At 43.5% G+C, this 10,990-nt stretch carries 8 protein-coding genes and 3 pseudogenes; 3 read left to right on the top strand and 8 right to left on the bottom strand.

What is annotated here, in order from left to right; all coding sequences use genetic code 11:
• The 3 genes from Q6A92_RS20190 to vanS form a co-directional block, all read left to right on the top strand.
• Window positions 1-193: hypothetical protein (locus tag Q6A92_RS20190; RefSeq protein ID WP_332239133.1), on the top strand; the 193-nt coding region annotated here is incomplete at its 5' end.
• A 92-nt stretch (window positions 194-285) separates the two neighbouring features.
• A complete protein-coding gene (vanR, locus tag Q6A92_RS20185; protein ID WP_274401277.1) occupies window positions 286-984 on the top strand; it encodes a VanR-ABDEGLN family response regulator transcription factor in 699 nt (232 codons plus the stop codon).
• Window positions 962-2,110, top strand: coding sequence for a vancomycin resistance histidine kinase VanS (gene vanS / locus Q6A92_RS20180; RefSeq protein WP_443029766.1), 1,149 nt, complete (start codon window positions 962-964; stop codon window positions 2,108-2,110). Before vanR ends, vanS begins: the two co-directional genes overlap by 23 nt.
• A 23-nt stretch (window positions 2,111-2,133) precedes the next feature.
• Here the strand turns inward: vanS and Q6A92_RS20175 are convergent, their stop codons facing one another.
• From Q6A92_RS20175 to Q6A92_RS20145, 8 genes and pseudogenes are all read right to left on the bottom strand, one after another.
• Complete coding sequence (locus Q6A92_RS20175; RefSeq protein WP_332239131.1) at window positions 2,134-2,820, bottom strand: VanZ family protein; 687 nt, start codon at window positions 2,818-2,820, stop codon at window positions 2,134-2,136.
• A gap of 153 nt (window positions 2,821-2,973) precedes the next feature.
• Window positions 2,974-3,580 (bottom strand): annotated as a pseudogene (vanX, locus tag Q6A92_RS20170) (D-Ala-D-Ala dipeptidase VanX).
• Window positions 3,577-4,616 (bottom strand): annotated as a pseudogene (gene vanA / locus Q6A92_RS20165) (D-alanine--(R)-lactate ligase). Before vanA ends, vanX begins: the two co-directional pseudogenes overlap by 4 nt.
• Before the next feature lie 167 nt (window positions 4,617-4,783).
• Window positions 4,784-5,767 carry a D-alanyl-D-alanine carboxypeptidase family protein gene (locus tag Q6A92_RS20160; protein ID WP_332239130.1) on the bottom strand — a complete coding sequence of 328 codons (984 nt, stop codon included), beginning with the start codon at window positions 5,765-5,767 and terminating at the stop codon, window positions 4,784-4,786.
• 449 nt (window positions 5,768-6,216) lie between these two features.
• Complete coding sequence (locus Q6A92_RS20155; RefSeq protein WP_274401281.1) at window positions 6,217-6,630, bottom strand: MerR family transcriptional regulator; 414 nt, start codon at window positions 6,628-6,630, stop codon at window positions 6,217-6,219.
• Window positions 6,631-6,691: 61 nt separating this feature from the next.
• The gene (locus tag Q6A92_RS20150) at window positions 6,692-7,447 is read right to left on the bottom strand and encodes an SDR family NAD(P)-dependent oxidoreductase (protein WP_274401282.1); all 756 of its coding nucleotides are present in this window, start codon (window positions 7,445-7,447) and stop codon (window positions 6,692-6,694) included.
• 803 nt (window positions 7,448-8,250) lie between these two features.
• Window positions 8,251-8,934 (bottom strand): annotated as a pseudogene (locus tag Q6A92_RS20400) (IS1634 family transposase); the annotation flags it as partial.
• Between the two features lie 153 nt (window positions 8,935-9,087).
• Window positions 9,088-10,989 (bottom strand): beta-glucoside-specific PTS transporter subunit IIABC, encoded by a 1,902-nt coding sequence (locus tag Q6A92_RS20145; RefSeq protein WP_274401283.1) that lies wholly within the window; start codon window positions 10,987-10,989, stop codon window positions 9,088-9,090.
• Window position 10,990 lies beyond the last annotated feature (1 nt).

Genomic DNA, 10,990 nt, shown 5'->3' with positions numbered 1-10,990 from the left:
AAGAACCGGAGAGAAATTTTTTTACAAATTTTCTCTCCGGTTCTTGAGTTTTAACAGGGCTTTTGAGACAGCCTCTTGGATATTCTTTAAAGACTCGGGGAATTTATTGCTTAAAACACTTGCCATTGACAAAATTGATATTTTATATTTGTGTGTAAAGGGCCGTCGTATTGCGATATTCAGAAAATCTTAAGATATTAATAAGTAAAAAGCTATAAAATGAATTTTTGCTTCGCGGTATGACAATTATGGGGATATGTTCTTAAAAGAAAGAAGATGGCGCTTTTGGCTGCAAATATATTAATCGTTGATGATGAACAGGCTATTGCCGATTTGGTTGAAGTTTATTTGAAAAATGAGAATTATAATGTCTTTAAATTTTATAACGGCAAGGATGCCCTTAACTGTATTGAAAATGAAAAACTGGATCTCGCCATTCTGGATGTCATGCTTCCCGATGCAGACGGTTTTTCTATCTGTCAGCAAATCCGGGAAAAGCATAATTTTCCGGTTATCATGCTGACAGCCAAAGAAGAAGAAATCGATAAGATTACCGGGCTGACTTTGGGTGCGGACGACTATGTCACGAAACCGTTCCTCCCCTTGGAACTTATTGCCCGTGTCAAGGCGCAGCTGCGGAGATTTACTAAATATAATTCTTCGGAGCCGAATCAGGAAGAACATTTGATTGCCTTTTCCGGCCTGGTATTGGACATGGCTACCCATGAATGTATGCTGAATGAAAAAAAGCTGTCTCTCACTCCTACAGAGTTTTCTATTCTTTGGGTCCTTTGTTCCAATCGCGGACGGGTGGTCAGTTCGGAAGAATTGTTCCATGAAGTATGGGGAGACAAGTATTTCACCAACAGCAACAATACAGTCATGGTTCATATCCGGCATTTAAGAGAAAAAATGCACGACAGTGCAGAACATTCCAAATATATCAAAACGGTATGGGGGATTGGCTATAAAATTGAAAAGTAACAAAAAGAGTAATTACACAAACCTAAAAAGAAAGGTTTTTTTGCAAATGGTTCTGATGACAGCTGCCACCGTCGTGACTGTTTATCTATTGCGTAATATCCTGCGCGGGCAGATCGGAGATCAGATCGTTCGATTTTTAGTCACCGCTTTTCATTTTAACAATCCAGACGCACTGACAATTTACCAGCTGGTGATTCGCAACAATATGGACATGATCTTCTTTGTCGTAACCCTAATATTTTTAGTTATCCTTTTTCGACTTTCCGTTTCCTGGTTCACAAAATATTTCGATGAAGTCAGTGCTGGAATAGATAAACTTACTGAGGAATCCGATGATGAAATTACATTATCGCCGGAATTGGATTTTATGGAAAACAAGCTTAATCAGATAAAAAGCACCTTGGAAAAACAAAAGAAAGCCGTACTTGATGCCGAGCAGCGCAAGAATGATTTGGTCGTTTACCTGGCGCATGATATCAAGACACCGCTGACCTCCGTTATCGGATACTTAAGCCTTCTGGATGAAGCCCCTGATATGCCTCCTGAACAGAAGGCGAAATATGTCGGCATTACCTTGGAAAAAGCTTATCGATTGGAGCAGCTTATCAATGAGTTTTTTGAGATCACAAGATTTAATCTTCAAACGATTGTTTTGAATAAAGAAAAAATCAATTTACTGTTCATGCTCCAGCAGATGGCCGATGAATTCTATCCCATGCTGACTCCGCAAGGAAAACAGGTGTCCGTCAATGTGCCTGACGCATTCACTTTGTGGGGAGATGCAGACAAACTGGCCCGTGTGTTCAACAACATTCTGAAAAATGCGATAGCCTATAGTTATGAAAACAGCATGATTGACATTTCCGCTCAGCAGCAGGATAAAAATATTATGATAACTTTTACGGATCAAGGGAATCCTATCCCGCAGGAAAAACTGGAAACGATATTTGAGCGTTTTTTTCGGCTGGACACATCCCGTTCTACCCATACAGGCGGCGCCGGGCTCGGACTGGCTATTGCCAAAGAAATCGTAAACGCGCATGGAGGCAATATTTTCGTGCAAAGTAATACAGAAAAAACAGTCTTTACTGTCATACTTCCGCAAAAGCAGGAAAAGGATGCTTAAGTCAGATAGCTTGCCATTATAAATTAAAGTAGAGATCTTAAAAATGGGTAATACACAAAGAACATACCGGCAAATGCGCCAGCCATATAAAAACATGCCTCTTCACGAAGGAGCAAGGGAATTCTTTCGGTACCGGTACTTTGGACAGAAACCTTGTCCTGCAATTTTGATAAATGGCCTTTCAGCAGCCTGAAAATCACCCATCCGATGAATGCTCCGAGCGTATTCATCAGTAGATCATCAATATCCGTTATTCTTCCATTGAACAATTGACTCAATTCTATGATAAGAGAGAATGCAATACCGACTAATACTGTCTTCCGTAACACTTCATACTTTTTCCAAATACATGGAAGCATGAATCCAAGAGGTACAAAAAGCAATATATTTTCAATGTACGGGCGGACACCCTCTGTAATCCAGCGAAACGGAATCAGGTTAATCTCATCCGCCGGGACAGCCAGCCCCTTTGTTGTTATGATTCCAAAGCTGTTATAAACAATATCCCTTATGGAAGGAATTTGAGTAAAACTGAGCACACCGGTCAGATAGTACACAAAGATATATACGATGACAATATGTCCGATTGACAATTTATAGCCGATTTTTTTGCTTTGAGCGGCCAGCAGTATCTGGTATGGAATCAAAAATGGCAGAGTACTGATCAGCCATGTAATCGACATTTTAATAAATATTAGATTAATGATCATTCAATTCATCTCTGTTGTAATCATTTATTGTAGGAATTGTTCTGAAGCGCTGTTAATCGGCAAACGGCCCCTTAGCTTTAAACCTGAAGTTTTATTATGATATAAGTTTTCTTAAGTGTTTTACATTTTTGGCCATTTCTTTGGCCGGCTCAGCTATGTGATGGGAAAATTAAAATAAGTGTTTGGATAAGGTTCGTGTTTCAGTGTGTAATGCCACCACTCGCGATCGTATGGGACAAAACCGCAGGCCTCCATAATAGAGCGAAGGCATTGGCGGTTTCTCGCTTCGACTGGCGTGATGCCTTTTGCTCCGTGATGTGAGACTGAATCCATCAAATCAAAGCCGCCGCCCATTGGAACAAGTGTGCCGGCAGCTAAATGATAAAGCGTTAAGTCAATGGCACTGCCCCGGCTGTGGGCCGGCTTAGCGGCCGCATATCCTTTTTCAACGGTCTCAGTTTTGTCAATATTCGGATAATGTTTTTGTTTCGTCCGGCCGTCTTCCGGCTGTTTGGACCCGCGCAGAAAACAATCTGCGGCGGATTGCGGGCGATAGCCATTCCAGAGAAGCAAGCCAAAACCAAAAAATGCGGCGTTTTCCCGTGCTTTTTTCAGGACTGCACCAAAGCTCTCGTACCGACGATTCGATTGGCTGCATAGCCGCCGCCGGTTTGCCGGTAAAATTATCCCACGCGGCGTATTTAGCATCCCAACGGATTCCTGATATAAATTCGTCTGCAAAGACAAAATTATTTTTCATCGTCTTTTTCCTTTCAATGTCAAGGACACAATCCGGTCGATCACTTCGGTAAACGGCAGGCCCGCGGCCGCCATCATTCTCGGATAACGGCTGTACGCGGTCATACCGGGCAAGGTATTCACCTCGTTAAGTATAATTTCCCCATCTTCCTTCAGGAACATATCCACCCGCGAAAGTCCTCTGCACCTCAAGGCGCCATATACGGCTTTGGCTGTCTCCTGAACGAGCAGGCGCGCCTCTGCCGGGATGCCGGCGGGAACGATGACTGCTGCGTTTTCGGAACCGTTTTCAGGCTTATACTCCTGATGGATTTTGAAAAAACCGTGAGATAGACAAATTTGATCGACCTCGCCTGCAATCAAACCCATACCTCTCCCAATATCGCACAGCCTACCTCGCTGCCGGTGACAGCCTCTTCAATCAGCACCTTCGGGTCATACTGTCTTGCGGTTTCCAGCGCGCTCAGCAATTCTTCTTTTCGGTGTACCTTACTGACGCCGAAAGATGAACCCGAACGGGCCGGCTTTACAAAAACGGGATAAGTAAGCCGGTCGGCATCAATAGTCTCGTCCGCCATGATAGTCCGGAAATCGGGTGTGGCGATTCCCGCGCTTCCAGCGACGATATAAGTAAGAGATTTGTCCATACACAGAGCAGAACTTTGGACATCACAGCCTGCATAAGGAATACCGGAAAGCTCCAGCAAACCTTGCACCGCACCATCCTCGCCAAGTCTGCCATGCAGAACGGGAAACACCATATCCAAACGGATCGTTTTATATTGTCCCTGCTCCAGAACAAGCAATCCGTGTACGCTTCTGTCCGGTGACAGCATTGCCGGACGGCAGCTGCCTTTTTCCCAATTTTCATCAGGACGGCGGCAAAGCTTCCAAACACCCTTTTTCGTAATCCCGATAAAGAACGGTTCATATTTTTCGATATCAAGGTTTTCTGCAACCTCTTGCGCAGATTTAACGGAAATGGGATGTTCTTCGGAACAGCCTCCGAATATAATTGCGATCTTCAGCCTATCCATGCTGCTTTCTCCTTTCAGATTCAGGCGATTGATAATAGTATCCAGAAACAGGCGGCGTGCGGAGTAATAAGCCTGTCCGATGCGGCAAGTTCATCTTATCGGAATCAGGCAGGCGATGTTGGAATTTTGGCTTATCAAAATCTTAATGAATTCTTATGAAGAACTTGTTATTTCCCTATGCTGTCGTATACAGTTAATGCATCGGTAATATCATACTGCTGCGAATGATGATTTCCTTTCGCACCGGCTGAAATCAGGATATATTCTTGGTTACCCACTTGAGCGAGGCTTGCAAGACACAGACCTGCTTCATCGGTGTAGCCGGTTTTCCCTCCTAAGATTTTTCCGCCCGCGATGCTCTGATTGTTCAGTTCTTCAAACAAGGTGCTGTAAAGGGTTATTCCGTCAGGGTGCTTATTCGTTGGCGGCACGAAATGGCTTGATGAAGTAAAAATCTCGCGGAAAGTATCATTTTGCAGAGCATGGCTTAGAAGAATAGCCAGATCTTTGACTGTTGTGTAATGGTTTTTATTCTGAAGTCCTGTTACATTCGCAAAATGGGTGTTGTGCATGCCGAGCTCTGCCGCTTTTCGATTCATCATTTCTGCAAAGTTCTTCTCCGACCCTGCAATGTAATCGGCGAGTCCAACACAGGATTCTGCCCCGCTGGGAAGCAGAGCCCCATATAAAAGGTCAATCGCCCTTACATTCTCATCTGGCTGGAACCCCGCCATAGATGCATCTGCTTCTGACAGGCCCTGAAACACAGAATCGGTCAGTGTGATTTTTTTCTTCAAGTCAGGTAAATTTTCTATCGCAACAATAGCCGTCATCATTTTCGTCAAAGAAGCCGGATAGATTTTTTCCTCACTATTTTTCTGCATTAAAAGGGTATGATCTTTTAAACGAATCAGAATCACATTAGGGCTGTTCAGCGTGTTGAGAGATAAAGAAACAGAGGAATCAGAAGAATCGGATGCTATCTTTAAAGAAGGATATGACAAAGTTTTATCGTCATATCCTTTCTCAAATATTTGCCGGTTTCCCGGAATAATGATGGATTTATAAACAAAAGCAGCAATAACAGCTATCAGCAGAAGTGCTACAAATATGCGTATTCCTGACTTTTTCCTTTTTACTTTTCGTCTCATAATAACCAGCTCCTTATTCTGTGCAGATATTATTCAACCACAGAACAAGGAGCTATGTTGGAATTCCATCTTATGGACTTCTTAAGATTTTCCTGAAATGTTCATGAATCATCAATTAGCCGGTTTTCAGACGGTGATTTTCTTAAAAAAATGATTTTCGACTTAGGTCCGATCATCATGGATCGATAGTTATTTTCCTCTGTCCTGCAAACAGGCGACTGATCCTGCGTCCCTTTGGATAAGCCCTTGATTTTATGAGATTTTCGGCCGGATCCTGGCCTCGTGCCGGTAATCGATGTGACATGCCGCAATGTCTGTCAGAAGGCAATGATTTCAATGAGCATACAGTTGAAGCTAACTTCTTTGTGTTCATGATACTTTAGTAACTCTTGCGATGATTTATGGCAAAGTTTCATCCGATAAGCAGCTTTTTTGCAAGTAAAAACTTTTTATTCGTCGAGGTCACAGCGGGCATGACTTAAATCCGGATTTAAGAGGGCTTCATTGTAGTGGTTAATTTTATAATCAATAATTTTCTGTGTCGCCAGTAATCGCGAGATGTCGATCTGAATTCTTTCCTTCTGTTGCTTTAAAATCGTCATTCTCTTTGGGATTGACGCCGGTCCTGCTTCAGCAAGTCGGAGGTAACGCTTAATCTCTTCTAACTTCATTCCGGTTGTTTTCAACCTTGTCAAAAATATCATGCCTTCCAGCTGTTGTTTGCTGTAGATCCGATGTCCGTTCGGCTTTCGATCCGCATAAGGAATCAGGCCGATTTTTTCATAATAACGGATCGTCGCTTCCGACAGGCCGGAAAATTCAGATGCCTGCCTGATGTTGAACGTTTCGGATGCTCTTTCCATGATAGGCCTCCTCAACCAAGGTTCACGCTGCTTTCCGCATACAATCCCTTCGTCAACGTTATCATCCTTTTGTGATATAAGGGAAGAGGGGATCGCGCAATTCAAATTGATTGGTTTCCCCATTCACGAGTCCGACGGCTTTATCGCTATCATAGAGATCAAGCAGAAATTGAGCCACCCTTTCCGGAGTATGAATCTGACCGAAGCTCGCTTTGTAATCGAAGGTCTCAACATTCATGGCCCTATGCGCAAATTCCGTTTCAGTGACGGCCGGAGCCAGTACTTTCGCCCTCATCGGGCTTCCCTCGGCCAGCAGCTCTTGCGCCAGCCCCTCCGTAAAAGCACTCACGAAGAATTTCGTCGCACAATAAGTGACGAAATTCCCCACCATTGTGTACCCTCCGTCCGAAGAAACATTGATTAATTGTGTCCCCTCTTTAGCAGCATAATCCCTGACAAACAAAGACGACAAAATGGTCGGGGCCAGGTCATTCAATTTTAACATATTCTCAACTTTCGCCAAATCTTGTTCAGCAACGGAAGCATACTCTCCAAATCCGGCATTGTTAATCCACGTTTCTAATTCGTACGCCTTCGTACGTGCATATAAATGGCGGACTTCGTCACTATCAGATAAATCCGCAGTGAAAACAACGACATCAATATTGGGATTAATTTCATGAATCGTTGATTTTAACTCTTCCAGCTTCTGCTTTCTCCTTGCGGTCAGGATGAGATCCTTGTTTCTTCCGGCAAAGGCTAAAGCCGACGCATAACCGATCCCGGAACTTGCTCCCGTAATGACGACATAAGGCATGATACACCCTCCTCATGATTAATGATGTTATACCAATCATCCTAACACTTCAAGTTGACTTTAATTCAAGTGATTCGGCGAAAAAATTAATTGTATGAATCCTGCTCTTATTTTTGGGGGCAACGAAAGTCGGATGATTATGGAAAACCAAATCGTGTTATTAATGAAGCAACATCAATTGTGTTATATCAAAAATGGGGACATGAAAATGCAAAGGCGCGAAAACTTTCCGGAAAGCCGTAAAACTATTGTCCTTCATGCCCTATGGATAAGGTAGGGAACGCGCTGTTACAGCAGCAAGGGAATCGCTTCATGGTGGATGGCAGGTTTCGTTGATTCACCATGTAAAGCCACTAAAATTGATCCGAAAAGCCGAAAGAGAAACTCGGTACAAAATTCGGCCGGTTGAAATAATGACCCCTCTTCTTTGATTAATACTGGGATATGAAATTGTCAGGTTTAACCATGCTTATAATTTGTTAATCCACCGCCGTCTCGATTCTCAGCGCAATATCGTGCAATTTTATTCTCGGTCCAATGGTTTGCCCGCTTCGGTAAACAATCACCCTCTGAACAGAAAAAAACTGCTGCTATGATTCACTCATAGTAACAGTCTCAGTAGACAACTTTTTTGTCCGATACAATAAATATTATATATTGATAAATACAAATAAAGTTGTTTAATTTCGGAGTTCCCAACCCGCAATACTTTACTGTTTAACTTTCCCGTTATTAAATAAAGTTGTTTAAAAATAGCTATTAAAAATTGTAATAAGTTCTAAAATCATTATAAAAGTTGATTTTCCCGGCATCTTGCGATAGGCTACCGGCAGACTGGAGATTTCCCCGTAAAGGAGCGCCAGGCTGATCTGCGGCAACGGATTATGATCCTTGTTTTTTTCCGTACTTGACCTGTTTCAGCACTTTGGAATAGGACAAGACGGAGGTTGTATCGTAAGCCAAAACTCTTCAGGGACGCGCCGTTTGCTTTGGAGAAGAAAAAATGGTGTTTGGCGTTCTCAGTGATGGATCCAAGCAGTTCACTATTTCTCTGGGAGGGCAGATTTTTCTCATAAGGATGCACATGGGTCTTCACCAACGGGGGAAAACGACTCATCGGATTGCGATCCTCCAGAGCCAGATAATAGGCTGGGGAGAGAATCTGTTGGTACGATTCTGGAAAGCATTGGGCCGAGTCATCTGTGATTCCAAGTTCGGCGCTGATGGCGTCAAACAGGCAGGTCGCCCCCAAAAAACGGCGCTGATAAGATGTCGACGGTATCGGATCGTGTTTCTTGTTTTTTTAGCTGATGATCTCTTTCAGGCCATCGGCATATTTTTTGGACGGAATGAATTCGCCCGTTACCGGGTCCAGTTTGCCGATGCATTTCCGACGACTCCGTGTCTGTTTTTTTCCTTTATTCCAATACCGATTCATATACATAAGTGATGCCGTGTTTTTTGTTCTTCAAATGGACCCATGACATCTGTATCCCTCCAAAACATGGTATAATTATATCGCGTTTTGGCAAAAAAGCCTGAATTCCTTGATTTAAAAGGAATCAGACTCGGTTATCGGTATAAATGTCTACGCCGTACAGAACGAACCACGATGGAACAATTGAACCTGATCCGAATTTTCAGACGTTAATCGGATTCAGCGCTAATTGCGCTCTTGGCGTGACGATAAGCAACTGTGTGCCAGCTTCGAGATTACCTGAATCTTCTTTTATGTTAACCTCTCCAAGATCCTTTTGGTTCGTAACAACAACGATGACTGTTGGGTCGTAGCCCGATTTTTGTATTGCATCAATGTCGATGTTTTCCAGGAGCTGTCCTTTCTTTATTTTATCTTGGGCCTGAACATGCATATCAAACGGGGTACCCTTGAGTTCAACAGTGTCCAATCCAATGTGAATGAGAAGTTCTACTCCTGAATCCGAACGAAGGCCGATCGCATGTTTAGTAGGAAAGACAGAGACCACAGTTCCATCAAATGGAGCAACCACTTCACCTTTAGAAGGTACGATTGCGACGCCCGGCCCCATGAGACCCTTTGAGAAAACCTCATCATTGACCTTTTGAAGTGCTTCAACTGTGCCGGCAACTGGTGAATCGATAGAAATATCCTCATCAATATTCACCTTTGGTTTCTCAGCAGCAGGTTCCTTTGCTTTTACACTTGGAACCGTAATCAGGGTAAGTACCAAAGCCACAGAGAAGGCTATGACCAAGGAAAGTACGAACCCGATGAACTCAGAATTAATACCGGACTTATTGATGAACATCGGAATCCCGAAGACACCACCAGTTGCAAAGCCACCATACATTTTAGCGCCTGCCCAACCGGCTATGGCACCACCAAAGGCGGATCCGATGGAAGCCATTACAAATGATTTTTTGTGTGGAATAGTAACACCGTAAATAATAGGCTCAGTGATCCCAAGAAAGCCCGAAATGACGGCAGTGAGCGACAATTCTTTGAATTTTCTATCCTTCGCCTTAATGAACATTGCCAATGCTGCACCAACTTGCCCAAAGACTGTGCAATACAGCATAGCGTTGATCGGATCAAATCCCTTCGTAGCAATGTTGTTTAAGAAGATAGGGATGAATGCCCAGTGCAAGCCAAGAAGAACAGCACCCTGCCAAATACCGGCAAGCAGGAAACCTGCCAGTGCTGGGAAGACTCCATAGATAGCCAAAACGGCATCGGCAAGCCATTGACTAAGTATACTTGTGACAGGACCAACAACAAGGTAAGCGACCGGAACCACGATCACTAAACTCAGCAGTGGAACAAAAATCAATTTCAAAGCTTTTGGTACAATTCGATTCAGTATCTTATCCACGACGGAGAGGAAATACACCGCAGCAATGATAGGAATAAGGGTTTGTGCATAGCTCATTAAAACAACTGGGATTCCGAGAAATGTCAGGTGTGTGCCTGCGTTGTAAGCTGCTACCATTGTTGGATAGACCAAAGCACATCCGACGATTGCCCCCATGTACTGATTTGTCTTGAAGACCTTTGCCGCAGAAAAGCCAAGTAACACAGGTAGAAAATAGAAGAGGGCATCGGCAGTTGCGTAAAGGATCATGTATGTGCCAGACTTTTCGGTCAAAGCGTGAGTAAGCGTCAAGAGGACTAAGAAGCCCTTCAAAATACCCGCTGCAGCTAAAGGACCTAAAATCGGCGTGAAAAGGGAAGACAATAGCTGAACTGCAGAATTGAAGAAAGATGTTTTTTCTTTTGGCTGGTCTGATTCAGTGCTTTGCTCTGCCTCTACTGCTGCAGTGTCAAGATGCGGGGTGATCTTATCAAAGATGTTTGTAACATTATCACCAATAACCACTTGGTACTGGCCACCGCTTTGAACTACAGTCATAACTCCGTCAAGATTTTTGATCTCATCGGTTTTGGCTTTCGACTTGTCCTTTAAGCGAAACCTCAAACGGGTGACACAGTGGATCAAACTTCGAACGTTTTGCTTGCCGCCGACATCCTCCAGAATCTTATTTGCAAGTTTTTGGTCGTCCATG

The organism is Sporolactobacillus sp. KGMB 08714 (assembly GCF_036598985.1).
Taxonomy (GTDB): domain Bacteria; phylum Bacillota; class Bacilli; order Bacillales; family Sporolactobacillaceae; genus Sporolactobacillus.
Note: the sequence above shows the minus strand (reverse complement) of the source record. Positions and strands in the feature narration are given on the sequence as shown.